Raw genomic sequence first — 25,189 nt, forward strand, 5'->3', positions numbered from 1 at the left:
GCCCGCCACTGGCAGCAGCAGCAACAGGCTGGCGTAGATTTACTGCCTGTCGGCGATTTTGCCTGGTACGATCATGTGCTGACTACTAGTCTGATGCTCGGTAACGTGCCTGCCCGTCACCAAAATAAAGAGGGATCTGTCGACCTGGATACCTTATTCCGCCTGGGCCGTGGCCGCGCACCGACCGGCGAGCCAGCCGCCGCAGCAGAAATGACCAAGTGGTTTAACACCAACTATCACTACATGGTACCTGAGTTCATCAAAGGTCAGCAGTTCCGGCTGAGCTGGACGCAGATTCTGGAGGAGGTCGACGAGGCGCTGGCCCTCGGCCATAAAGTGAAGCCTGTGCTGTTAGGCCCGGTAACCTACCTGTGGCTGGGCAAAGTGAAGGGCGAGCAATTTGACCGCCTGAGCCTGCTGAAAGACATTCTGCCTGTATACCAGCAGGTGCTGGTCGAACTGGCTAAACGTAATATCGAATGGGTGCAGATTGATGAGCCAGCGCTGGTCCTGGAGCTGCCGCAGGTTTGGCTGAACGCGTTCAAGCCAGCCTACGAAGCGTTGCAGGGACAGACCAGGCTGCTGCTCACTACCTACTTTGAAAGCGCCGGCACCCATATCGATACCATCCGTGCGTTGCCGGTTCAGGGTCTGCATGTGGATTTGGTGCACGGCAAGGATGATATCGCCGAGCTGAACGCAAAAATTCCTGCTGACTGGCTCCTCTCCGTTGGCGTCATCAACGGCCGCAACGTCTGGCGCGCCGACCTGAGCAGCTGGTTCGAACGTTTGCAGCCGCTGGTTGCAGAGCGTCGGCAGCTGTGGATTGGCTCTTCCTGTTCGCTGCTGCACAGCCCAATCGACCTGAGTACTGAGACTCGCCTCGATGAGGAAGTAAAAAGCTGGTTCGCCTTTGCCCTGCAAAAATGTGCCGAACTGGCGTTGCTGAGCGCTGCGCTAAACAATAACAACCCGCAGTCGCTGGAAGCGTGGAGCGCGCCAATCCGCGCCCGCAGTAAATCAAGCCGCGTACACAATGTCGCAGTAGGTAAGCGTCTGGCGGAGATCACCGCGAAAGACAGCCAGCGTCACAGCAGCTATGTCGCCCGTGCCGAGGTCCAGCGCAAGCGCTTCCAGCTGCCAGCCTGGCCGACCACCACCATTGGCTCCTTCCCACAAACCACGGAAATTCGCGGCCTGCGCCTGGACTTTAAGCAGGGACGTCTGGACGGCAGTCACTACCGTACCGGCATTGCTGAGCACATTAAGCAGGCCATCGTCGAGCAGGAACGTCTGGGGCTGGACGTGCTGGTACACGGTGAAGCTGAACGTAACGACATGGTTGAATATTTCGGCGAGAATCTGGACGGCTTTGCCTTTACTCAGAATGGCTGGGTCCAGAGCTACGGTTCCCGCTGCGTGAAGCCGCCGGTCATTATCGGCGACGTCAGTCGTCCGCAAGCGATCACCGTTGAGTGGGCGAAATACGCTCAGTCCCTGACTGACAAACCGGTTAAGGGGATGCTGACCGGCCCGGTGACCATTCTTTGCTGGTCGTTCCCTCGCGAGGACGTTAGCCGTGAAACCATTGCTAAGCAGATTGCGCTGGCGCTGCGTGATGAGGTGGAAGATCTGGAGAAAGCGGGTATCGGCATCATCCAGATTGATGAACCGGCCCTGCGTGAAGGCCTGCCGCTTCGCCAGTCTGACTGGGCTGCATATCTTAAGTGGGCTGTGGATGCCTTCCGCCTGAACGCCGCCGTGGCGCAGGATGATACGCAAATCCACACCCATATGTGTTACTGCGAATTCAACGACATCATGGATTCCATCGCCGCGCTGGATGCGGATGTGATCACCATTGAAACCTCGCGTTCAGATATGGAGCTGCTGGAGTCGTTTGAAGAGTTTGAATACCCGAATGAAATCGGTCCGGGTGTTTACGATATTCACTCGCCAAACGTGCCGAGCGTGGAGTGGATGGAAGCGCTGTTGCTGAAGGCGGCGAAACGTATCCCAACGGAACGCCTGTGGGTGAACCCGGACTGTGGTCTGAAGACTCGCGGCTGGCCGGAAACGCGCCAGGCGCTGGCTAACATGGTTAAAGCTGCGCAGAACCTGCGTAAAACCGAAGCCTGATTTCTGTGTTGTGCTGTTGACATTGGGGCGCCTGGCGCCCCTTTTGTTCGTTACTTCACGCCGTACTGCTGGAACCAGGCGAGCATTCGCTGCCAGCCATCTTTGGCTGACTCCTGATGGTAGCTTGCACGGTAGTCTGCATTAAACGCATGACCAGCCTCCGGGTACACCACTATTTCCGATTTAGCATTGGCAGCCCGCAGAGCCTGACGCATTGTCTCCACGCTCTCCTGCGGAATGCTGTCATCTTTTCCGCCATAGAGCCCTAATACCGGCGCATTCAGGTCGACCGCAATATCCACCGGCTGCTTCGGCTGCTTCAGCGTTTTATCGCCTACCAGTTTGCCATACCAGGCCACGGCCGCTTTCAGCTGTGGGTTGTGCGCCGCATACAGCCAGACGATACGTCCACCCCAGCAAAATCCGGTGATCGCCATATTGCGCATATCGCCGCCGTGACGAGAGGCCCAGTTAGCAACATGATCGAGATCGGCCAATACCTGCGTATCGGGAACGGTGCTGACTAACTCTTTAAACAGTGTAGGAATATCATCGTATTCCGAGGGATCGCCCTGGCGGAAATAGAGCTCGGGCGCTACGGCAAGATACCCTTCCGCCGCCAGGCGGCGGCAGATATCACGAATATGTTCATGCACGCCAAAAATTTCCTGAACCACCAGAATTACCGGCAGCGGTCCGCTGGCGTTGCGAGGCTTGGCATGAAACGCGGGCATATTTTCGCCCTGGGTAGGGATCGAGGTTTCACCTGAAAAGATCTGATCGCTCTCTGTGACAATCGTGGTCGGTGCGGTAGGCGATACCGCAGGAGTGAACCCATTATTGCTCAGTTTTTGAGTCATATGTTCTTCGGTCTTCATTGTCCTCTCCATGCTTGCATTAGCGCAATCAGCTAACTATAGCCAGGATTACGTTTGGGTCAGGGGCGGGTCACTACTCATCATTAACACTGGCATTCCCTGGCCTGGAGAGCAAGTTGTGGCAATCCAAAAGAAAAGAGTGGTTAAATGTGATTCCTGTCACTTTTTGTGGTTGATTAATTGCAACTTTCATTTCTATGAGTGATGTGATTCACATAAATTACGGATGCTTTGCATTATTGTGAGCGCCTGATCGTTATACCCCCTTTTCCGTTACAGGAGTTAGACATGGCACACTCAGACGTTTTTCATTTGGGTTTAACAAAAGCGGATTTGCAGGGCGCTACCCTGGCTATCGTCCCGGGCGATCCTGAGCGGGTGAAGAAAATTGCGGCGCTGATGGAAAATCCCGTTCACCTGGCTTCGCACCGTGAGTTCACCAGCTGGCGCGCCGAGCTGGACGGCAAATCGATTATCGTCTGCTCTACCGGTATCGGCGGCCCCTCCACTTCCATTGCGGTGGAAGAACTGGCGCAGCTGGGCGTACGGACGTTCCTGCGCGTAGGCACCACGGGCGCTATTCAGCCCGATATCAACGTGGGCGATGTGCTGGTGACCACAGGCTCGGTACGGCTGGACGGCGCGAGCCTGCATTTTGCGCCGCTGGAGTTCCCAGCCGTTGCTGACTTCACCTGTACTACCGCGCTGGTAGAAGCCGCTAAATCGGCGGGTGCCACCACCCATATCGGCGTGACGGCCTCTTCCGATACCTTTTATCCGGGGCAGGAGCGCTACGACACCTATTCGGGCCGCGTCGTCAGTCGTTTCCAGAACTCGATGAAGGAGTGGCAGCAGATGGGCGTGCTGAACTATGAAATGGAGTCCGCGACCTTATTAACGATGTGCGCAAGCCAGGGGCTGCGTGCGGGCATGGTGGCGGGCGTGATCGTCAACCGCACGCAGCAGGAAATTCCTGATGCGGAAACCATGAAAAAAACCGAAAGCGATGCGGTGCGCATTGTGGTTGAAGCGGCTCGCCGTTTGGTCTGATCCTTCTCAGGCAGAGGGGACGATTCCCCTCTGTTTCCCTTCTCTTGCATACCGATCCTCTCCCCTCCGGGTAGTGGTTTGCCTCGGGCGTTGCCGAATCTATGCGCGAGAAATATGAACGTTACCAGCTGAAGATGACCCGCCTGGGTATCAGCATCGATAAGCACCATTCCCTGAAGAACCGTTGAAGCAGATAAAACGCTGGGTGGCTATGAACAGACGATGCGACAGCTGCGCGCGCAGAGTGGTACCGGCAGCCCCCAGAACGCCTGGAGCCGCTGAAGTAAACGCACTTTTCCTCTGACATTCCTCTCAACCGCGCGCCCGGCGGATATTATGCTGGCACTTTTCCGGTCATCCGGCTCCGTCAGGCTATTTTTTATCACCTTAACGTCGAACAACCAGCAACATCTTTACCGGACATACAGTTAACTTCGAAAGACGGAAATGTGTCACGGGAAAAGGGCATTGACTTCGAAACCGCCTTCTCCTCGCTAAAAGATCACCTTTTCCCGGGCAAAAACGGCCGTTTATATGTTGCCAATTTGTTGTAAAAACTGATTTTCAGTCTGACCTTATTTTCATTAGCAAAGCGCTATTTTGACAAGTTTTAGGTGGTAGACGCTCAACAGAACGGTTTCACGCTTAAGGGGTATTCGTCATATAAATCAATGCATTATAGGCGGTGGAAATGCACCAAATCGGGGGGGGGATCGGTAAACGGCATTTAACGGACATCACTGTACATTAATCGATTTTTCAGGCGACCATTCTCGGCTTACGTGAGTTTTCGCTCTCATTATTTGATATGCTGGTAGCCAGAAATATTCGACCTGCATTATTTATCGGCTTTCAGCGGTATGACTTTATTTCTCATGCGTGGCTGGAAATAGATAATATTGTAATTGCAGATAGTGATAATCTTAAAAAAAGATTAACACCTATTATTAGTGTGATATGATGAAAATAAATAATTTTTTTACTAAACTTAAATCAGGAATAAATGCCTACTCATCAGCTTACGTATTGATATTGGAGGCATTCCCTTCATTTACTATGTCATTCATAGGTGTTTCGCTACTGTTTATATTGACTTCTGTATTGAGTGCGTTTCTCCCGTACCTTTTAAAAAAAACAGCTGAAGCCTATACCTTATCAGATAGCGTTATTCCTGCTTTTTTCTTGATCACGATGACTTATGCGATCTGCTGGACAGTTACAGAAGTATTGAAAAATGTAAAAGGAATATTTTCCGCAGGAATCCTTGCTCGCTCTGATGCTTCTCTCGTTAGCAAAACAATGGAAGTTTTGTTATCTGCTAGTTTCCGAAAACAAAGGGAATTTAATTCTGCGGTCATGACAGCAAACATTGATCGTGGTTCAAAATCTTTCAGCGCACTAACAATTTCAGTTTTCTGGACCCTTATACCTGTATTCATCGAAATATTCGTAAGCATTTTCTTTCTTTATCAGTCACTTGGCTTTATATATTCGTTATTTTTTTATTATCTGTTACAGGTATGGTTTTCCTGGCTTTAAGCATTGCATTACGTAGTCAGCATATTCACGCAGATATAATGAATGCCCAGAACCTCGTTTATGCTTATAACGTTGAACGACTCTCAATGACTTTGGATATTCGTGTTAATAATGCTTATAAAAGAGAGATTGCCACCCGCACAAAGACGCTCGACCATTATGTGAAAATTATCAGGATAACAAATAAGAAAATGGGTCTTTTGTTATCTCTCCAGGCAGCTATAGTGGGGGCATTGCTGGCAGGCTCTGTACTTGTTCTGGTTTTTTATAAGGACTCTTCTCATATTGGAACTGGCGATTTTATCATGATTGTAGGTTATATCAGCATGTTGACCTTCCAGTTACGAACTGTTGCCGGTGCATGTATTGATATACAGCGACAAATCGTTTACCTGAAAAAAATACTGGAGTATACCAGAGAATTTCCGGAGGGTAGCGATGTCAATTTGAATCAATTTAACAGTGAGTATGATTATATTTTTGATGCCCGAAATTTAAGCGCTTTTGTTGATGGCAGAACCCTGTTCAATAATGTCAATTTTAAAGTTAAAGAAGGTGACATGTTTGCACTTTCTGCGCCTTCTGGTTTCGGTAAATCGACCATGCTTGGCTATCTACTCGGCCTCGAATCTCCTTCAGAAGGGGAGGTTTATTTCAAGGGGGTTCGAATCGAACCGGACATGAGTTCATCTCTTTTGGAATATGTGGCTGTTGTTCCTCAAAAAACGGTCCTGGTACAGGGAACCATTCGTGAGAATATCCTTTATGGTACAGATGACATGCCTTCAAAAATAGAAATTATTGATATTCTCATGTCTCTGGAGTTAATAACAGACTGCACAGATGAAACATTGAATAGCTTCCTTGAACGCGATGTTACTCAACAAGGAGGAGGGCTAAGTGGTGGTGAGATACAAAGAATATGCATTGCGCGCGCGCTGGCAAGGAAAACAAAAGTTATTGTTTTGGATGAACCCACTGCCTCCATCGGCGAGGAATTAGCAATGAAGATTATTAGGCACATACGTAAACACTGTCCTACCATAATTATTACCACGCATAATCCTCGTATTCTGTCAATGTCTGATCACTTCTATGAGGGGAAAGTCGCAGAAAGATAGGCTTCCGTTTCCGTTACAGGAGGCTGATGCTCAGTCGAACGAAAACTCACGTTGAGCACTGACATTTTTGCAAAGAGTTTGATGACCACTTTCGAGACCTGTCAGATATAAGAGCCATTTAGTTAAGCTGTTTTGTTACAGGTTGCACCAGCTTATTGACCTGATTGTGTATGTTGCCACTTACCCACTAACCGGTTGCTTTGTGAAATCCTTCTCTGGATGCTGGACGGTGCGGAGTTCTTTTAATCGTGGGGCGTATTCTGCTATGCCTCGCGGTGACCATGCCAGTGGGCGGTTACGGCGCGTCTCCAGAATTCAGCTGAAATCCTCTGCAAGCGGCTAACCGACGCGCTTTTTATCTGGACATTCATACAGTACACCTCTACCTTTTCTCCTGTATGAATGGGAGCAGGAGAAACAGAGTGGATGCAACAATCACTTACGGCGTGTGTTTTGGCCTGGCCGGGTTGCTGATCGGGTGGACAATTGCCTGGTTTCGCGCGCAGCACCTTTCGGCCAGGCAGGATACCGAACGGCAGTTGCTCTTGCAGTCGGCCGAACAGCTGCGCGAGGAGCGCGAAAGGCTGTTGCTACAGGTAGAAAACCATCAGCAGGCGCAAAGGCAGAACGAGCTTGAGCTGCGTCAGCTGCACGGCACGCTTTCTGCCGCCCATGAAAAGTTGCAGCATCTCGATCACTGGCGTACTGAAACCGAGCAGCTTACGCGGGAGCTGCGCAACCAGCTGGAAATTAACAGCGCGCAGGAAGTTGAGCTGCGCGAGGTCGCCATCCGCCTGGAAGAAACGCGCATGGCGGCCGAAGAGAAGCAGCGCCTGTTGGTCAACAGTGAGCAGAGGCTCAACGCGCAGTTCGAAAACCTGGCAAACCGGATTTTCGAAAACAGCGGCCGCCGCGTCGATGAACAGAACAAACAAAGCCTCAACAGTCTGATTTCTCCGCTGCGCGAGCAGCTGGAAGGGTTCCGGCGTCAGGTACAGGAAGGGTTTGGCCAGGAAGCCAGGGAGCGCCATACCCTTTCCCATGAAATTCGTAACCTACAGCAGCTCAATGCGCAAATGGCCCAGGAGGCCATTAACCTGACCAAAGCGCTGAAAGGGGACAATAAAACCCAGGGAAACTGGGGCGAAGTGGTGCTGAGCCGGGTGCTGGAGGCTTCAGGCCTGCGTGAAGGACATGAGTACGAAACGCAGGTTACCGTACAGCTGGAGAACAGCGGCAGGATGCAGCCCGATGTGATTGTCCGTCTGCCTCAGGGCAAGGATGTGGTTATCGATGCCAAGATGGCGCTGGTTGCTTATGAACGCTACTTTAACGGTGACGACGAAGCGCAACGCGAGGCCGCCATCAATGAACATATTGCGGCTATCCGGGGGCACCTGCGCCTGCTGAGCCGAAAAGATTATCAACAATTACCCGGTTTACGCTCCCTTGATTATGTGTTGATGTTTATCCCCATTGAGCCTGCTTTTTTGCTGGCGATTGACCGCCAGCCGGAGCTGATTAACGAAGCCCTGAACCTCAATATTATGCTTGTCAGCCCTACGACGCTGCTGGTGGCGCTGCGGACTATCAATAATCTCTGGCGCTATGAGCACCAGAGCCGCCATGCGCAGCGCATCGCTGACCGGGCAGCGAAACTTTACGACAAGATGCGCCTGTTCGTGGATGATATGTCCGCGGTGGGGCAGGGCCTGGACAAGGCGCAGGACAGCTACCGCCAGGCGATGAAGAAGCTGTCGGAAGGGCGGGGGAACCTGATCGCCCAGACGGAAAGCTTCCGTCATCTAGGGGTGGAGGTGAAGCGGCCGATTAACCCCCGACTCGTGGAGCAGGCACTGCCGGAATTCACAGAAAATCCCGACGATGAAGAAGATCATGAGGATCGCTCCGCCCTCGATCGCGGAGGGGAACGAGTCAACGAATAAGCCGCCAGGCTGCGTGCCTGACCAGCGCGACTCTGATACACTTGACGGATAATTGATTGCAGAGCAGGCAAAACAAATGGCAGATGAATCAAAGGACACCACCCATTTCGGCTTTCGTACCGTAGCGAAAAGCGACAAGGCTGAAATGGTGGCTGATGTTTTCCATTCCGTTGCGGCCAAATATGACCTGATGAACGATTTAATGTCGTTCGGCATCCACCGCATCTGGAAACGTTTTACTATCGATTGCAGTGGGGTGCGTCGCGGGCAGCGCGTACTGGATTTAGCCGGCGGTACTGGCGATCTGACCGCCAAATTCTCCCGTCTGGTGGGCGAGACCGGCGAGGTGGTGCTGGCCGATATCAACAGTTCAATGCTGAAGGTCGGCCGTGAGAAACTGCGCAACAGCGGTATTATTGGCAACGTGAAATACGTGCAGGCCAATGCTGAAGCCCTGCCTTTCCCGGACAACCATTTCGACTGTATTACCATCGCTTTTGGCCTGCGTAACGTTACGGAAAAAGAGAAGGCGCTGGCCTCAATGTTCCGCGTGCTGAAGCCGGGCGGTCGCCTGCTGGTGCTGGAGTTCTCCAAGCCGGTGCTGGCACCGCTGAGCAAGGCCTACGACGCCTATTCTTTCCATATCCTGCCGCGCATCGGCGAGCTGGTGGCGAAGGATTCGGAAAGCTATCGCTACCTCGCTGAGTCCATCCGTATGCACCCCGATCAGGACACGCTGAAACAGATGATGGAAGACGTCGGTTTTGAAAATACGACCTATCACAATCTTACCGGTGGCATTGTTGCGCTGCACCGTGGGTTCAAGTTTTAAACAGGAAAGCGAATGACTTTGACGCCGCTGTTAACCGCGGGGCTGGAAACGGCGCTAAATCAGATCCTCTATCGCGATCGTGGCCTCAAGGCAGCTCGTCAGCGGCTCAACGGTAAAAGTCTGGCCATCGTGCTGGCCGAGCTGCGGCAGCCGCTGACCTTCGTCTTCAGCGAAAAACAGGTAGACGTGCTGGGGGAATGGAACGACACGCCAGACTGTACGATCAGAACACAGCTGGCTACGCTACGTAAACTGCGCGACCGTCAACAGTTGACCAGCCTGATCCGCAGCGGTGAGCTGGAAGTTGAGGGCGATGTGCAGGTGGTACAGCACTTCTCCGCGCTTATCGATCTTGCCGAGCTTGACCCGGCCGAATACCTCGCCCCCTGGACTGGGGACGTAGTAGCGCAGGGCATAGGTCAGTTTGCCCGCCGTGGCTTCCAGCTTCTGCGCGGCGACGTGCAGCGGAAGCAGGATTATCTGGGACAGGCGCTGACCGAAGAGTGGCGGCTGGCTCCCGGCGGCCTGGAAGCGGCCTGGCTTGCTGAAGAGGTAGAGGCGCTCACGCGGGACCTTTCCGCTCTGGAAAATCGCCTGAACGCGCTGGAGGCCAAATGACCTTCGGAGAACTGCGCCGCCTCTATTTGATTATCCGGGTTTTCCTCAACTATGGCCTGGACGAGCTGGTGCCAAAAACCCGCCTGACCCTGCTGTTTCGACTGTGGCGCAACTGCCTGTTCTGGATGCCTAATAAGCACAGGGAGCAGCCGTTGGGAGAGCGTATTCGTCTGGCGATGGAGCAACTGGGGCCGGTGTGGATCAAATTTGGTCAGATGATGTCTACGCGTCGGGATCTCTTCCCGCCGCAGATAGCCGATCAGCTGGCGATGCTGCAGGACCGCGTCGCGCCGTTTGATGGCGTGCTGGCAAAAAAACAGATTGAGCTCTCACTGGGCTGTCCGGTGGAAACCCTGTTTGATGATTTCGATATCAAACCTCTGGCCTCGGCTTCTATCGCCCAGGTGCATACCGCAACGCTGAAGGAGAATGGGCAGAAAGTGGTGATCAAAGTGATCCGCCCTGACATTCTGCCGGTCATTAAAGCGGATATGAAGCTGATCAAGCGTATGGCTCGCTGGGTCCCCCGGCTGCTGCCCGATGGCCGCCGCCTGCGGCCGCAGGAAGTGGTTGCGGACTATGAAAAAACGCTGATCGATGAGCTGAACCTACTGCGTGAAGCGGCGAATGCCATTCAGCTTCGGCGTAATTTCGACAGCAGCAAAATGCTCTATATACCGGAAATTTTCTCCGACTACGGCAGTGAAACCATGCTGGTGATGGAGCGGATTTACGGCATTCCAATTTCAGAGGTGGTGACGCTTGAGCAGCACGGCGTCAATATGAAGCTGTTGGCCGAGCGTGGTGTGCAGGTCTTCTTCACCCAGGTCTTCCGCGACAGCTTTTTCCATGCGGATATGCATCCGGGCAACATTTTTGTCAGCTACGAGCACCCTGAAGATCCGCAGTATATTGGCATCGACTGCGGGATCGTCGGCTCGCTCAACAAAGAAGACAAGCGCTATCTGGCGGAAAATTTCATCGCCTTTTTCAACCGTGATTACCGCAAGGTTGCCGAGCTGCACGTCGATTCAGGCTGGGTGCCGCCGGATACCAATGTTGAAGATTTCGAGTTTGCTATTCGTACCGTCTGCGAACCGATTTTTGAAAAGCCGCTGGCTGAGATCTCATTTGGCCATGTATTGCTGAACTTGTTTAACACCGCAAGACGTTTCAATATGGAGGTTCAGCCACAGCTGGTTCTCCTGCAGAAAACATTGCTGTATGTTGAAGGGGTTGGGCGGCAGCTCTATCCGCAGTTGGATCTGTGGAAAACCGCCAAGCCATTCCTTGAAGACTGGATTAAAGATCAAATCGGCATTCCGGCTATCGTCCGGGCTTTAAAAGAGAAAGCGCCGTTCTGGGCGGAGAAATTGCCAGAGCTGCCAGAGTTGTTCTATGACAGCCTCCGACAGCACAAACATCTGCAGCACAGCGTCGATAAGCTAACCAACGACCTGAAGGGGGAGCGCGTTCGCCAGAACAAGTCGCGCTATCTGTTTGGCGTAGGGGCTACGCTGCTGCTAAGTGGCACCGCTATCCTGCTGACCAGGCCGGATTGGGTGCTGATTTCTGCCGGGATGATTGCCGCTGGAGTGGTTAGCTGGCTGGTTGGCTGGCAGAAAACCGGCTGATTGTCATGAAAAGTAAATAGGGCGATATCCTGCGCTGACGTGGGTTTGCTCATCGTCAGCTCAGTACAAGCTGTTATATACTGCGAGACTGTCATCACAACTTATTATCAGAGGCAAAATCATGGGCGGTATCAGTATTTGGCAATTAATCATTATTGCCGTCATTGTTGTTCTTCTTTTTGGTACAAACAAACTGCGTAATCTGGGGTCCGATCTGGGGTCATCTATCAAGGGCTTTAAAAAAGCGATGGGTGATGAGAAAGATAAAGATGACGCCAATGATGCTGACTTCAATGCCAAACTGGCGGAGAAAGAAGAGCATACGGAAGCTAAGAAAGAAGACGTCAAGAACGACAAGGTATAAACCGTGTTCGACATAGGCTTTAGTGAACTGATTTTGGTGTTCGTTATCGGGCTGGTTGTGCTGGGCCCACAGCGTTTACCTGTGGCGGTCAGAACCGTCGTTGGCTGGATTCGTGCCCTGCGTTCGCTGGCGACCAGCGTGCAGAATGAACTGGCCCAGGAACTTAAGCTGCAGGAACTCCAGGACAGCCTGAAAAAGGTTGAAGAGGCCAGTAAGAATAGCCTTTCTCCTGAACTGAAGGCGTCAATGGAGGAGCTGAAACAGTCGGCGGAGTCGATGAAGCGCTCCTATCTGGGCGACAACGAAAAAGCTGACGACGAGGCTCACACCATTCATAACCCCGTGGTGAAGAACCCTGCTGATTCTCACGAAGGCGTGACGCCAGCGGAAGCCGATCATCAGGCAACCTCGCCAGCGCAGGCTCCGGCATCCTCAGCTCAGCCAGACGCTCCGGCAGCTAATGCCACGGCTGAAGCGACAGACGCGCCTCAGCCCAGGGTCTATGTCTCTGAAGCGACGACTGCCCCCGTTCAGACGCCGACAGCGAATCCTGAAACGAAACCGGCTGTTCACCAGAGCGACGAACCTGCCGTTCTCTCCAGTCGGGCTCCCGTTTCCACCACCTCACCGAGCGATGAGCGATAAACATGGCTGTTGAAGATACCCAACCGCTTATCAGTCATTTGATTGAACTCCGTAAGCGCTTACTGAACTGTATTATCGCCGTCGTCGGCATTTTTCTCTGCCTGGCCTGGTTCTCCAACGACATTTACCAGTTAGTTTCGGCCCCGCTGATCAAACAGATGCCGGCGGGGGCGAGTATGATTGCCACCGACGTTGCTTCGCCGTTTTTTACCCCGGTAAAGCTGACGATGATCGTCTCGGTATTCCTTGCTGTGCCGGTGATCCTTTATCAAATCTGGGCCTTCGTCGCGCCAGCGCTCTATCGTCATGAGCGCAAGCTGGTGATGCCTCTGCTGTTTTCCAGTTCATTCCTATTTTATGTCGGGATGGCTTTCGCCTACTTTGTAGTCTTTCCGCTGGCCTTCGGCTTCTTTGCCAAGACGGCGCCGCAGGGTGTTCTGATCGCCACTGACATTAACAACTATCTCGATTTTGTCATGGCCCTGTTTATGGCTTTTGGCGTCTCTTTTGAAGTGCCGATTGCTATTGTCCTGCTCTGCTGGACCGGCGTAACAAGCCCGGAAGATCTGAAGAAAAAGCGTCCGTACGTTTTGGTAGGGGCCTTCGTGGTAGGGATGTTGTTAACCCCGCCAGACGTCTTCTCTCAGACCCTCCTGGCTATCCCGATGTACTGCCTGTTTGAAGTCGGGGTGTTCTTCGCCCGTTTTTATGTCGGCAAGCGTCGACGGGACATGGACCCGGAGGAAGACGGGGCAGAGTAATATTATTCAGGTCCAGCGATCGTTCAGATGAAGTCAATTAACCGCCCGAAAGGGCGGTTACCGTTTGGAAAATCCTATGTTTGATATTGGCGTCAACCTGACCAGCACGCAGTTCGCGAAAGATCGCGACCAGGTCGTTAAACGTGCGAGAGATGCTGGCATCACCGGCCTGCTGATTACCGGCACCAATGCGCTGGAGAGTCAGCAGGCCCAGAGTCTGGCGACGCGCCGTCCGGGCTACTGCTGGTCTACTGCCGGTGTGCATCCCCATCATGCCAGCGAATGGTCTGGCGAAACCGCAGCAACCCTGAAACGCCTGGCAGAGAGCAATGAGGTTGTGGCTATAGGCGAATGCGGTCTGGACTTTAACCGCAATATCTCTTCCCCGGAACAGCAGGAGTATGCTTTCAATGCGCAGCTTGCGCTGGCCGCCGAGCTGGGGATGCCGGTATTTCTGCACTGCCGTGATGCTCATCAGCGCTTTCTCTCCGTTCTCTCTCCGTGGCTGCCCGAATTACCCGGTGCGGTCGTTCACTGTTTCACCGGCACGCGTGAAGAGCTGGAATCCTGTCTTGCGGCGGGACTTTACATTGGTATTACCGGCTGGGTGTGCGATGAGCGTCGTGGCGTTGAGCTGCGCGCGCTGATGCCGCTGATCCCGGCCGACCGCCTGCTGCTGGAGACGGATGCCCCCTACCTGCTGCCGCGCGATATGCGCCCAAGGCCGCCTTCAAGGCGTAACGAACCCTGCTTTTTGCCGCATATTGCGCAGGTAGTGGCTGAGCTACGGGGGGAGGAGCCAGAGCTGCTGGCTCGTCAGTGCGACCGCAACGCTCGCCAGCTGTTTCGCTTGCCGGAGTGATCCCGGCAGGGGTTAAAGCTTGTGGAACTGCTTATTGTCGAGGCTGCGCATAATCTGTTTGTTGAGCAGGTTAAGCAGCAGCATTGAGCGGGCTTCCCCGTCGGGCTCGGTGAAAATGGCTTTCAGCCCTTCAAAGGCGCCGCAGGTGATTAACACCCGGTCACCCGGCTGCGGCAGCTCGGGATCGACCATTTGAATCGGCGTGTCTGTTTGCAGGGCAGCGATGACGTCATAGGGAACGCTGGCTGGCAGGTTGCCAAAGCGGACAAAATGGCTGACGCCGCGCGTAGCGCTGATGGTGGTGGTGTGAATCGCTTCCGGATCGAATTCGACAAAAAGATAATTAGGGAAGAGCGGTTCGTCCACCTGGGTGCGTTTTCCCCGAACCAATTTCTCTAGTGCAATCATTGGGCTGAGACAATGCACCGCCTGGCGCTCAAGATGTTCTTTCGCGCGAAGCAGTTGGCCACGTTTGCAATAAAGTAAATACCAGGATTCCATAACGTCACTTTTTGATTACAGGGCCGCTAAGAATACCAAACTCGTCGCCAGAGTTATAGCGGGAACCAGTATAGATGCGGCCTTGAAGAGAAAATGTGTTACACAGTGCCGTAGCTACGAAAAACTAAGCAGAGTGTAACGTTCCTCCCTATAATGGCCGATTCACTGACCTTATTAATGAGAAGTCATGAAATACCACGACTTACGCGACTTCCTGGCGCTGCTGGAACAGCGCGGGGAATTAAAACGCATTCAGCAAGAGATCGATCCCGATCTTGAGATGACTGAAATTGCCGACCGCACTCTGCGAGCCGGCGGCCCCGCTCTGCTGTTCGAAAATCCGAAAGGGTACAACATGCCAGTGCTTTGCAACCTGTTCGGCACGCCGGACAGAGTGGCAATGGGCATGGGACAGAAAGATGTCTCGGCGCTGCGCGATGTAGGCCGCCTGCTGGCATTCCTGAAAGAGCCTGAGCCTCCGCGCGGTTTCCGCGACTTCTTCGATAAAATGCCGCAGTGGAAGCAAGTGCTGAACATGCCGACCAAACGCCTGCGGGATGCCCCCTGTCAGCAGGAAATTTGGCAGGGCGACAACGTCGATCTGTACAAAATTCCGGTGATGAAGTGCTGGCCTGAAGACGCGGCTCCCTTAATTACCTGGGGGCTCACCGTCACCAGAGGCCCGCATAAAGAGCGGCAGAATCTGGGCATTTATCGCCAGCAGGTGATCGGCAAAAACAAGTTGATTATGCGCTGGCTTTCCCATCGCGGCGGCGCGCTGGATTTCCAGGAGTGGAGCCAGCAGCATCCCGGCGAAAGATTCCCGGTTTCTGTGGCTCTGGGGGCCGATCCGGCCACCATTCTTGGCGCGGTCACCCCCGTACCTGACTCTCTTTCTGAATACGCTTTCGCTGGCCTGCTGCGCGGGACCAAAACAGAAGTGGTGAAATGCATCTCAAACGAGCTGGAAGTTCCCGCGAGCGCTGAGATCGTTCTCGAAGGGTACATCGAGGCTGGTGAAATGGCACCGGAAGGACCTTACGGCGATCATACCGGTTACTATAATGAAGTGGACAGCTTCCCGGTCTTCACCGTAACGCATATTACGCAGCGACGTGACGCGATCTATCACTCGACCTATACTGGCCGTCCACCGGACGAACCCGCCGTTTTAGGCGTGGCGCTAAACGAAGTCTTCGTGCCTATTTTGCAGAAGCAGTTCCCGGAAATTGTCGATTTCTATCTGCCGCCCGAGGGATGTTCCTATCGCCTGGCGGTTGTGACGATGAAAAAGCAGTATGCGGGGCACGCCAAGCGCGTAATGATGGGCGTCTGGTCGTTCCTGCGCCAGTTTATGTATACGAAGTTTGTTATCGTCTGCGATGACGACGTGAACGCCAGAGACTGGAACGATGTCATCTGGGCGATTACCACGCGGATGGACCCGGCGCGAGATACGGTGTTAGTCGAGAACACGCCGATTGATTATCTGGACTTTGCGTCGCCGGTGTCCGGCTTAGGCTCAAAAATGGGTCTGGATGCCACCAACAAATGGCCCGGCGAGACAACGCGAGAGTGGGGACGTCCAATCCGCAAAGATCCAGCGGTAACGGCTCGTATTGATGCAATATGGGATGAGTTAGACATCTTCAGTGGAACACCGACGCGCAACAGTGCGCCCGGTAAATAAATGTTCGACCCGACAGAGGGAACGCATGACAACGTTAAGCTGTAAAGTGACCTCAGTAGAGGCGATTACCGATACGGTGTATCGGGTGCGGATGGTACCGGAAGCCGATTTCAGCTTCCGCGCTGGTCAGTATTTGATGGTGGTGATGGACGAGCGCGATAAACGCCCGTTCTCGCTTGCCTCCACGCCGATGGAGAGAGACATCATCGAGCTGCATATCGGCGCCTCTGATTTGAACCTGTACGCGATGGCGGTAATGGAACGCATTCAGCAGCAGCGTAAAATCACCGTAGATATCCCCCATGGTGATGCCTGGCTGCGCGAAGAGAGCGATCGCCCGCTGGTGCTGATTGCTGGCGGCACGGGCTTCTCGTATGCCCGATCAATCCTGCTGACCGCACTTTCGCAGCAGCCGGATCGCGACATCGCCCTGTACTGGGGCGGACGAGAGCTGAAGCATCTCTACGATCTGGAAGAGCTGGAGGCGCTGGCCGTGAAGCATCCCCACCTCAAAATCATCCCGGTGGTCGAACAGCCGGAAGCAGGATGGACAGGACGTAACGGCACGGTGTTAACCGCCGTAATGAATGACTACGGCTCGCTTGCCGACCATGATATCTATATCGCCGGTCGTTTTGAGATGGCTAAAATTGCTCGTGAGCGGTTCTGTGCCGAGCGTGGAGCGAAAGAAGAGCAGATGTTTGGCGATGCGTTTGCCTTCATCTGAGGATTTCGGGGGCAGGGCGGTCTGCCCCTGAAACGAAAAAGCCCGCCCCTGACAGGCGGGAACAACAGCAGTAAAACTTCCAGATCAACGTATCAGGCTCGTTCGAAGACGGTCGCAATCCCCTGGCCCAGGCCAATGCACATGGTCGCCAGGCCAAACTGAACGTCTCGTCTTTCCATCAAATTCAGTAAAGTGGTGCTGATCCTGGCGCCTGAACAGCCTAACGGATGCCCTAAGGCGATAGCGCCGCCGTTCAGGTTTACCTTCTCATCCATTACGTCCATCAGGCCCAGGTCCTTAATGCAGGGCAGCGTCTGCGCGGCAAAAGCTTCATTCAGCTCAAATACGCCGATATCCGTGACGGTCAGGCCCGCTCGCTTTAACGCCAGCTGCGAAGCCGGTACCGGACCGTAACCCATAATCGAAGGATCGCAGCCCACCACCGCCATTGAACGGACGTAAGCACGAGGTTTCAGCCCAAGTTCAGCCGCACGGGATTCACTCATCAGCAGCATTGCCGCTGCACCGTCGGAGAGAGCCGAAGAGCTGCCTGCCGTTACCGTGCCGTTCACCGGATCGAAGGCTGGTCGCAAGGCTGCCAGTCCGGTCGCCGTGGTCTCTGGGCGGATGACCTCATCGAAATCGTAGCGCTTTAAAATGCCATCGGCATCATGTCCGCTGGTGGGAATGATTTCACTGGCAAAATGACCCGCCTGCGTCGCGGCCCATGCGCGCTGATGAGAACGGGCGGCAAACTCATCCTGCCGCTCGCGGCTGATTTGGTGCATCCGCGCCAGCATCTCTGCCGTCAGGCCCATCATCCCTGCCGCTTTGGCGACGGTTTTGCTCAGGCCTGGATGAAAGTCCACGCCGTGGCTCATCGGCACATGCCCCATATGCTCCACGCCGCCAATCAGGCAGGCGTGGGCATCGCCAACCATGATGGCGCGGCTGGCATCATGCAGCGCCTGCATTGATGATCCACAAAGCCGGTTTACGGTGGTGGCCGGAACCCGGTGAGGAATTTCAGCCAGCAGCGCGGCATTGCGGGCAATGTTAAAACCCTGTTCAAGGGTTTGCTGCACGCAGCCCCAGTAAATATCGTCCAGTGAGGCCGCCTCCAGCGAAGGGTTACGGCTTAGCAGGCTGCGCATCAGATGTGCCGACAAATCTTCGGCGCGAACGTGGCGATAAGCACCGCCTTTCGAGCGGCCCATCGGCGTGCGGACTGCATCAACAATTACGACTTTTTCCATTTTTCTATCCTCACGCCGTTTTCAAAGCGGCATCGCTAATGGCTGCCGCCGCTGGATACCAGAAATCGTTTTTCTGCGCTTTCTCAATCAGGCCTGCGGGAGGCTGATAGAGTGAACATAAGCCGCTAAACGGTTCAGCCTGGCTGACGAAGCGGGCGTTGCCAAGCGTGTCGAGATAGCGGAACGCGCCGCCGTGGAAAGGAGGGAAACCAAGGCCGTAAACCAGCGCCATATCCGCCTCGGCCGGAGAAGCAATAATCCCCTCCTCAAGGCAGCGAACCACCTCGTTAATCATCGGGATCATCATGCGGGAAACGATCTCATCATCGCTAAACACGCGCTTCGGCTGGCAGACACTTTGCAGCAGCTCATCAACAGCCGCATCGGCCACTTTTTTCTGCTTGCCTTTGCTGTCCTTCTCCCAGCGATAGAAGCCAAGCTGGTTTTTCTGCCCAAACCGTTTAGCGTCGAAGAGCACGTCAACGGCATCACGATAATCTTTCTTCATCCGGGATGGAAAGCCGTCGGCCATCACCATCTGGGCATGGTGCGCGGTATCAATCCCCACCACATCCAGCAGCCAGGCCGGGCCCATCGGCCAGCCGAACCGTTTTTCCATCACCTTATCAATCTGGCGGAAGTCGGCGCCGTCCCTCAGCAGCAGGCTGAAGCCGGAAAAATAAGGGAACAGCACGCGGTTCACGAAAAAGCCGGGGCAGTCGTTAACCACGATCGGCGTTTTCCCCATTTTGCTGGCCCAGGCCACTACCGTGGCCAGCGTGGCGTCAGAGGTTTTTTCACCGCGAATCACTTCAACCAGCGGCATCCGATGAACCGGGTTGAAGAAGTGCATCCCACAGAAGTTTTCCGGGCGCTTCAGCGCATTTGCCAGCTGGCTGATGGGGATTGTCGAGGTGTTTGAGGCCAGTATCGCGCCGCTGTGCAGATGAGCTTCGGTCTCTGCCAGCACCGCCGCTTTTACTTTCGGATTTTCCACTACCGCTTCAACCACGATATCTACCCGTTCAAAACCGGCGTAGTCCAGCGTGGGGTGAATGGTACTAATCACGCCAGCCAGCTGCATTCCGTCGATTTTCCCGCGCTCAAGCTGTTTATTCAGCAGCTTGGCCGCCTCCTTCATTCCCAGCTCAAGCGAGGCCGGATTGATGTCCTTCACTATCGCCGGGACGCCTTTCGACGCTGACTGGTAGGCGATGCCGCCGCCCATAATCCCGGCTCCCAGTACGGCAGCCTGTTTTGGCGTTTCAATATCACGCGTCAGCTTTTTGGCTTTGGCCTTAACCGACTGATCGTTCAGGAAAATGCCAACCAGCGCGCGGGCTTCATCAGAGCGGGCCAGCGGAACGAAAGCCTGAGTTTCCAGCTTCAGCGCGGCGTCCCGGCTCAGACCGGCAGCAGCTTCAATCGTTTTTACCGCGGTCATCGGCGCAGGATAGTGCTTGCCAGCGGTCTGTAGCACCATGCTTTTGGCGATGCTAAAACTCATGGTGGCTTCAATTTTACTGAGCTTCAGCGGCTCCAGCTTCGGCTGGCGACGTGCGCGCCAGTCATGCTGACCAGCAATGGCATCGCGTAACAGGGTGAGAGCGGCCTGCTGCAATTTTTCCGCCGGGACAATGGCATCAATCAGACCAATGGCCAGCGCTTTTTTTGCATCGACATCTTTTCCTGCCGCTATAATTTCCAGCGCGCTATCCGCACCCAGCAGGCGCGGCAGGCGCACGGAGCCGCCGAAGCCAGGCATGATCCCAAGCCTGGTTTCCGGCAGGCCGATGCGGGCGTCCGGGGTGGCAATACGAAAATCGGTGGCGAGAATGCATTCACAGCCGCCGCCCAGCGCAAAGCCCTGAATCGCTGACAGCGTGGGAACGGCTAAATCTTCCAGTCGGCTGAAAATGTCGTTCGCAAATCCTAACCACTGTTCCAGCTTTTCCGCCGGTGCGGCAAACAGAGACAGAAACTCGGTGATATCGGCCCCGACAATAAACGCCGGTTTGCGTGAGCTGAGCAGCAGCGCCTTCAGATCGGGCTGTTTCTCGAGGATCGAAATGGCTTCGCCCAGGCTGGCAACCGTCTGCGTGTCGAGCTTGTTTACCGAGCCGGGCGCATCAAAGGCCAGCTCGGCGATGCCATTGTCCAGCCAGTCCAGGGTTAGCGTGTCGCCTTTGTAGAGCATGTTGATCTCCTGAAACCGCAATAAGGGGATCTGGTCATACCAGATGATGGTGAGTGTGGAAGGGATGTTAATTATTTGCAAACGAGAGTTTGCTGATTTGCTAACAAGATCACAGCTGCGCCAAAACGGCATCGCGCAGTTGGCTGTGATAAGATGCGCTCAATTTTACGATGATGGAGATGGAGTTATGGAATCGCTGGTCACCCTTTATCAGGGCCATCTGAAAACATTACAGGCGCGTGCTCAGCAGGCGTTAGCCCGCGCTAAGCTGGATGCAATGCTGATCCATTCTGGAGAGCTTTTAACGGTTTTCCTCGACGATCATACCTATCCCTTTAAAGTGAACCCGCAATTCAAGGCCTGGGTGCCGGTTACCTCCGTACCTAACTGCTGGCTGTGGGTTGATGGGGTGAATAAGCCCAAACTGTGGTTCTACTCGCCGGTGGATTACTGGCACAACGTTGAGCCGCTTCCGCAGAGTTTCTGGACCGATGAAATCGAGATCGTCGCACTGAAAAGTGCCGATGACATCGCTCAGCTCCTGCCAGCCCAACGGGAAAATGTCGCCTATATCGGCCCAACGCCTGCGCGCGCTGGTCAGTTAGGGATCAAGGCCGAGCTGATTAACCCCAGGGCGACTATCGATTTTCTGCATTATCATCGTTCGATTAAGACCGATTATGAGCTGTACTGTATGCGCGAGGCGCAAAAAACGGCGGTGATCGGTCATCGTGCGGCCAAAGAGGCTTTCCTCTCCGGCCTGAGCGAGTTTGATATCAATGGCGCCTATCTCAGCGCAACGGGGCACCGCGATATCGATGTGCCTTACGGCAACATTATTGCGCTCAACGAACATGCGGCGGTTTTGCACTACACCCAGTTGGATCAGCTGCCGCCAGAACATGCGCGCAGCTTCCTGATTGATGCCGGGACGGAATACAACGGCTACGCCGCCGATCTGACGCGCACTTATGCCGCTCAAAGCGACAGCGAGTATGCTCAGCTGATTCGGGATATGAATGAGGAAGAGCTGGCGCTGATTGGCACCCTAAAAGCAGGCGTGCGCTACACCGAGTATCATCAGCAAATGCACCAGCGCATCGCGAAACTGCTGCTCAAGCATCAGTTGGTGAAAGGGTTGAGTGAAGAAGCGCTGGTGGCGGAAAATCTGACCGGACCGTTTATGCCTCATGGCGTAGGGCACCCGCTGGGACTTCAGGTTCATGATGTTGCGGGCTTTATGCAGGACGACAGCGGGACGCATCTGGCCGCGCCGGAACAATATCCTTACTTGCGCTGCACCCGCATCCTTGAGCCGCGCATGGTGCTGACCATTGAGCCGGGCATTTACTTTATTGAGTCTCTGCTTGCGCCGTGGCGCGAAGGGAAATTCAGCCAGCACTTCAACTGGGATCGCATTGAAGCGCTCAAGCCTTACGGCGGTATCCGCATTGAAGATAATGTGATCATTCGTGAGCAGGGTGTGGAGAATATGACGCGCGACCTGAAGCTGGACTGATGGAGGCCTATGACATCCCCGCTGAGCCGTTCAGCTTTAGCGAGGAGATCAAAAAGAGCCGCTTTATCACGCTGCTGGCCCATACTGAAGGCGTGGAGGCGGCGAGGGCTTTTGTTCAGAGGATTAAGGGAGAGCACCCTTCCGCCCGGCATCACTGCTGGGCGTGGGTTGCCGGTGCGCCTGATGATTCACAGCAGTTAGGTTTTTCAGATGACGGAGAGCCTTCCGGTACGGCAGGAAAGCCAATGCTGGCCCAACTGATGGGGAATCACATCGGGGAAATTACCGCCGTGGTAGTCCGCTACTATGGGGGGATTCAGTTGGGAACCGGTGGATTGGTCAAGGCCTACGGCGGCGGCGTTCAGCAGGCGCTGAAGCTGCTGCCCCGGCGGCAAAAAGTGCCGATGCAGACCTTCACTCTCTCCTGTGAGTATGCCCAACTGGCTGAAATTGAAAGAATGACTGGCCGTTTTCACGGGCTGCTTTTACAGACAGAATTTTTAGCATACGTCTCGCTGACGCTGGCCCTTCCTTTTGCTCAGGTGGCAGGGTTCTCGAAAAATTTGGCAGACTTTAGCAGAGGGGCGCTGACGCTTACTCCGCTCGACTAACCTCACCATTGTCAGGAAAGGAAAGGCTACATGCATTATCGTGCCATTACCCGTATCGTTGGGCTGCTGGTCATTTTGTTCTCGGGGACGATGATCGTGCCGGGACTGGTGGCGCTGATCTACCGTGACGGTGCCGGGCGGGCATTTACCCAGACTTTTTTTATGGCGCTGTTGATTGGTTCGCTGCTGTGGTGGCCCAACCGTAAGCAAAAAAGAGAGCTGAAGCCTAAAGAAGGCTTTCTCATCGTCGTGCTGTTCTGGACGGTGTTGGGCAGCGTGGGGGCAATGCCCTTTATTTTTGCCGAGAATCCCAATCTTTCGGTGACGGATGCGTTCTTTGAGTCCTTCTCAGGCCTGACAACCACAGGAGCGACCACGCTGGTGGGGTTGGACTCGCTGCCTAAAGCTATCCTGTTTTACCGGCAGATGCTGCAATGGCTGGGAGGGATGGGGATCATTGTGCTGGCGGTGGCGATCCTGCCGATTTTGGGCGTAGGCGGTATGCAGCTCTATCGTGCCGAAATGCCCGGCCCACTGAAGGACAATAAAATGCGGCCGCGAATTGCTGAGACGGCAAAAACGCTGTGGCTGATCTATGTCCTGCTGACGGTGGTCTGCGCGCTGGCGCTGTGGCTGGCCGGAATGCCGCTGTTCGATGCTATCGGACACAGCTTTTCGACCATCGCCATCGGTGGCTTTTCCACCCATGATGCGAGTATCGGCTACTTCAACAGCCCGACTATCAATACTATTATCGCTATTTTCCTGCTGATCTCCGGCTGTAACTACGGACTGCATTTCTCTCTCCTCAGCGGCCGCAATCTTCGCGTTTACTGGCGAGACCCGGAATTCCGGATGTTTATCGGCGTTCAGCTTACGCTGGTGGTTATCTGCACCCTGGTGCTGTGGTTCCATGATGTTTATAGCACTGGCATGCAAACGCTGAATCAGGCTTTCTTCCAGGTGGTGTCGATGGCAACGACTGCCGGCTTCACCACTGACAGCATTGCGCGCTGGCCACTTTTCCTGCCCGTTCTGTTGCTGTGCTCTGCTTTTATCGGTGGCTGTGCCGGATCGACCGGCGGCGGCCTGAAGGTGATTCGTATTCTGCTGCTGTTTAAGCAGGGAAACCGTGAGCTGAAGCGTCTGGTCCACCCGAATGCGGTTTACACCATCAAACTGGGACATCGCGCGCTGCCGGAACGCATTCTTGAAGCCGTTTGGGGATTCTTCTCCGCCTATGCGCTGGTTTTCCTGCTGAGTATGCTGGCGATTATCGCCACCGGCGTGGACGATTTTTCCGCCTTTGCCGCCGTCGCGGCAACGCTCAACAACCTGGGACCGGGTTTAGGGGTTGTGGCCGATAATTTCACCACCATGAACGACACGGCGAAATGGATTTTGATCCTGACGATGCTTTTTGGTCGCCTTGAAGTTTTTACGCTGCTAGTCCTGTTCACGCCGACCTTCTGGCGTGAGTAACCGAAGTGAGTATTGATTATGAAAGCATTGATTCTGTTCTCCAGTCGCGAGGGCCAGACCCGCGAAATTGCCGCCTATATTGCTAACCAGTTAAAAGAGCGGCAGGAGTGTGATGTACTGAATATTCAGCACTCCTCTTCCGTCGACTGGTCTAAGTACGATCGCGTGCTGATCGGCGCCTCTATTCATTACGGGCGCTTCCATCCGGCGGTCACTAAGTTTGTCGCACGGAACCTGGCCCAGATGAAAGAGAGGGCCAGCGGGTTCTTCTCCGTCAATCTCACCGCGCGTAAGCCTGAAAAGCGGACGCCACAAACCAACGCCTATACCCGCAAGTTCCTGCTGCAATCTCCCTGGGAACCTGACTGCTGTGCGGTGTTTGCCGGCGCGCTGCGCTATCCTCGCTACGGTTTCTTCGATCGTTTCATGATTCGTTTGATTATGCAGATGACGGGCGGGGAGACGGATACCCGTAAAGAAGTGGAGTACACCGATTGGGATCAGGTCGGCCGGTTTGCCCATGAATTTGCTGGATTACCAGGCAAAATGAAGTAAAAAACGGCGCTTTGATGAAAAATGACGCTGTCATTCATTTTTCTGCAATTAACGCTTGTCAGCCCGTGAGAACTCCCTATAATGCGCCTCCACTGACACGGAACAACGGCTTACCGGCCGCCGGGTTGAGAGGTTCAGCAGGCTGAACCGCCGGGGAAATCTTCTTAAAAAGAAGTTGACTCTGAAGGGGGAAAGCGTAATATACGCCACCTCGCAGTAAGGCCTCAGGCCCTTACCGCACCGCTCTTTAACAATTTATCAG

General features: G+C 54.2%; 23 protein-coding genes. 19 read left to right on the plus strand and 4 right to left on the minus strand.

From position 1 onward, the window contains the following. Positions 1–2,139: 5-methyltetrahydropteroyltriglutamate--homocysteine S-methyltransferase (gene metE, locus NG99_RS22935; RefSeq protein ID WP_034898190.1), on the plus strand; the 2,139-nt coding region annotated here is incomplete at its 5' end. A gap of 50 nt (positions 2,140–2,189) precedes the next feature. Here metE and NG99_RS22940 read toward each other — a convergent pair. Beyond that, entirely contained in the window at positions 2,190–3,017 is an 828-nt protein-coding gene (locus NG99_RS22940; RefSeq protein ID WP_034898192.1) for a dienelactone hydrolase family protein, read from the minus strand. A gap of 288 nt (positions 3,018–3,305) precedes the next feature. Here NG99_RS22940 and udp point away from each other — a divergent pair, with 288 nt between their 5' ends. From udp to tatD, 12 genes are all read left to right on the plus strand, one after another. Beyond that, complete coding sequence (udp, locus tag NG99_RS22945; RefSeq protein WP_034898194.1) at positions 3,306–4,067, plus strand: uridine phosphorylase; 762 nt, start codon at positions 3,306–3,308, stop codon at positions 4,065–4,067. Positions 4,068–4,836: 769 nt separating this feature from the next. Further along, complete coding sequence (locus NG99_RS28535) at positions 4,837–5,028, plus strand: lasso peptide biosynthesis B2 protein (RefSeq protein ID WP_269745690.1); 192 nt, start codon at positions 4,837–4,839, stop codon at positions 5,026–5,028. Next, a complete protein-coding gene (locus tag NG99_RS30080; RefSeq protein ID WP_232298359.1) occupies positions 5,025–5,606 on the plus strand; it encodes a 6TM ABC transporter family protein in 582 nt (193 codons plus the stop codon). The genes NG99_RS28535 and NG99_RS30080 overlap by 4 nt, the downstream gene beginning before the upstream one ends. A gap of 38 nt (positions 5,607–5,644) precedes the next feature. Further along, on the plus strand, positions 5,645–6,727 hold the full coding sequence (locus NG99_RS30085; protein ID WP_232298360.1) for an ATP-binding cassette domain-containing protein: 1,083 nt from the start codon (positions 5,645–5,647) through the stop codon (positions 6,725–6,727). Positions 6,728–7,149: 422 nt separating this feature from the next. Beyond that, positions 7,150–8,673 (plus strand): DNA recombination protein RmuC, encoded by a 1,524-nt coding sequence (gene rmuC / locus NG99_RS22955; protein WP_034898196.1) that lies wholly within the window; start codon positions 7,150–7,152, stop codon positions 8,671–8,673. A 76-nt stretch (positions 8,674–8,749) separates the two neighbouring features. Beyond that, positions 8,750–9,505, plus strand: coding sequence for a bifunctional demethylmenaquinone methyltransferase/2-methoxy-6-polyprenyl-1,4-benzoquinol methylase UbiE (ubiE, locus tag NG99_RS22960; protein ID WP_034898198.1), 756 nt, complete (start codon positions 8,750–8,752; stop codon positions 9,503–9,505). A 12-nt stretch (positions 9,506–9,517) separates the two neighbouring features. Beyond that, positions 9,518–10,123, plus strand: a complete 606-nt coding sequence (ubiJ, locus tag NG99_RS22965; RefSeq protein WP_034898200.1) for a ubiquinone biosynthesis protein UbiJ — start codon at positions 9,518–9,520, stop codon at positions 10,121–10,123. Beyond that, on the plus strand, positions 10,120–11,757 hold the full coding sequence (gene ubiB / locus NG99_RS22970; protein WP_034898202.1) for a ubiquinone biosynthesis regulatory protein kinase UbiB: 1,638 nt from the start codon (positions 10,120–10,122) through the stop codon (positions 11,755–11,757). The genes ubiJ and ubiB overlap by 4 nt, the downstream gene beginning before the upstream one ends. 121 nt (positions 11,758–11,878) lie before the next feature. Then, entirely contained in the window at positions 11,879–12,121 is a 243-nt protein-coding gene (tatA, locus tag NG99_RS22975) for a twin-arginine translocase TatA/TatE family subunit (protein WP_034898204.1), read from the plus strand. Positions 12,122–12,124: 3 nt separating this feature from the next. Continuing rightward, entirely contained in the window at positions 12,125–12,766 is a 642-nt protein-coding gene (gene tatB / locus NG99_RS22980) for a Sec-independent protein translocase protein TatB (protein ID WP_034898206.1), read from the plus strand. A 2-nt stretch (positions 12,767–12,768) separates the two neighbouring features. Then, entirely contained in the window at positions 12,769–13,527 is a 759-nt protein-coding gene (gene tatC / locus NG99_RS22985) for a Sec-independent protein translocase subunit TatC (protein ID WP_034898208.1), read from the plus strand. 76 nt (positions 13,528–13,603) lie between these two features. Then, the gene (gene tatD, locus NG99_RS22990; protein ID WP_034898210.1) at positions 13,604–14,389 is read left to right on the plus strand and encodes a 3'-5' ssDNA/RNA exonuclease TatD; all 786 of its coding nucleotides are present in this window, start codon (positions 13,604–13,606) and stop codon (positions 14,387–14,389) included. A 12-nt stretch (positions 14,390–14,401) separates the two neighbouring features. On the opposite strand, the gene rfaH is transcribed toward tatD, so the two are convergent. Next, positions 14,402–14,890 (minus strand): transcription/translation regulatory transformer protein RfaH, encoded by a 489-nt coding sequence (gene rfaH / locus NG99_RS22995; protein ID WP_034898212.1) that lies wholly within the window; start codon positions 14,888–14,890, stop codon positions 14,402–14,404. A 187-nt stretch (positions 14,891–15,077) separates the two neighbouring features. Here rfaH and ubiD point away from each other — a divergent pair, with 187 nt between their 5' ends. Next, on the plus strand, positions 15,078–16,580 hold the full coding sequence (gene ubiD, locus NG99_RS23000) for a 4-hydroxy-3-polyprenylbenzoate decarboxylase (RefSeq protein WP_034898213.1): 1,503 nt from the start codon (positions 15,078–15,080) through the stop codon (positions 16,578–16,580). 25 nt (positions 16,581–16,605) lie between these two features. Continuing rightward, positions 16,606–17,307: an NAD(P)H-flavin reductase gene (gene fre, locus NG99_RS23005; RefSeq protein ID WP_034898216.1), complete on the plus strand. Its 702-nt coding sequence runs from the start codon at positions 16,606–16,608 to the stop codon at positions 17,305–17,307. A 92-nt stretch (positions 17,308–17,399) separates the two neighbouring features. On the opposite strand, the gene fadA is transcribed toward fre, so the two are convergent. After that, positions 17,400–18,563 carry an acetyl-CoA C-acyltransferase FadA gene (gene fadA, locus NG99_RS23010; protein ID WP_034898218.1) on the minus strand — a complete coding sequence of 388 codons (1,164 nt, stop codon included), beginning with the start codon at positions 18,561–18,563 and terminating at the stop codon, positions 17,400–17,402. 10 nt (positions 18,564–18,573) lie between these two features. Next, the gene (gene fadB / locus NG99_RS23015) at positions 18,574–20,760 is read right to left on the minus strand and encodes a fatty acid oxidation complex subunit alpha FadB (protein ID WP_034898220.1); all 2,187 of its coding nucleotides are present in this window, start codon (positions 20,758–20,760) and stop codon (positions 18,574–18,576) included. Positions 20,761–20,947: 187 nt separating this feature from the next. On the opposite strand from fadB, the gene pepQ reads away from it, so the two are divergent. The 4 genes from pepQ to hemG are packed head-to-tail and all read left to right on the plus strand — an operon-like array spanning position 20,948 to position 24,927. Then, complete coding sequence (gene pepQ, locus NG99_RS23020; protein WP_034898222.1) at positions 20,948–22,279, plus strand: Xaa-Pro dipeptidase; 1,332 nt, start codon at positions 20,948–20,950, stop codon at positions 22,277–22,279. Continuing rightward, complete coding sequence (locus tag NG99_RS23025; RefSeq protein ID WP_034898223.1) at positions 22,279–22,890, plus strand: IMPACT family protein; 612 nt, start codon at positions 22,279–22,281, stop codon at positions 22,888–22,890. The genes pepQ and NG99_RS23025 overlap by 1 nt, the downstream gene beginning before the upstream one ends. A 30-nt stretch (positions 22,891–22,920) precedes the next feature. Next, positions 22,921–24,372: a Trk system potassium transporter TrkH gene (trkH, locus tag NG99_RS23030; RefSeq protein WP_034898227.1), complete on the plus strand. Its 1,452-nt coding sequence runs from the start codon at positions 22,921–22,923 to the stop codon at positions 24,370–24,372. An 18-nt stretch (positions 24,373–24,390) separates the two neighbouring features. Next, a complete protein-coding gene (hemG, locus tag NG99_RS23035; RefSeq protein ID WP_034898229.1) occupies positions 24,391–24,927 on the plus strand; it encodes a menaquinone-dependent protoporphyrinogen IX dehydrogenase in 537 nt (178 codons plus the stop codon). The last annotated feature ends 262 nt before the right edge of the window (positions 24,928–25,189 follow it).

The organism is Erwinia typographi, from assembly GCF_000773975.1.
Classification (GTDB): Bacteria; Pseudomonadota; Gammaproteobacteria; order Enterobacterales; family Enterobacteriaceae; genus Erwinia; species Erwinia typographi.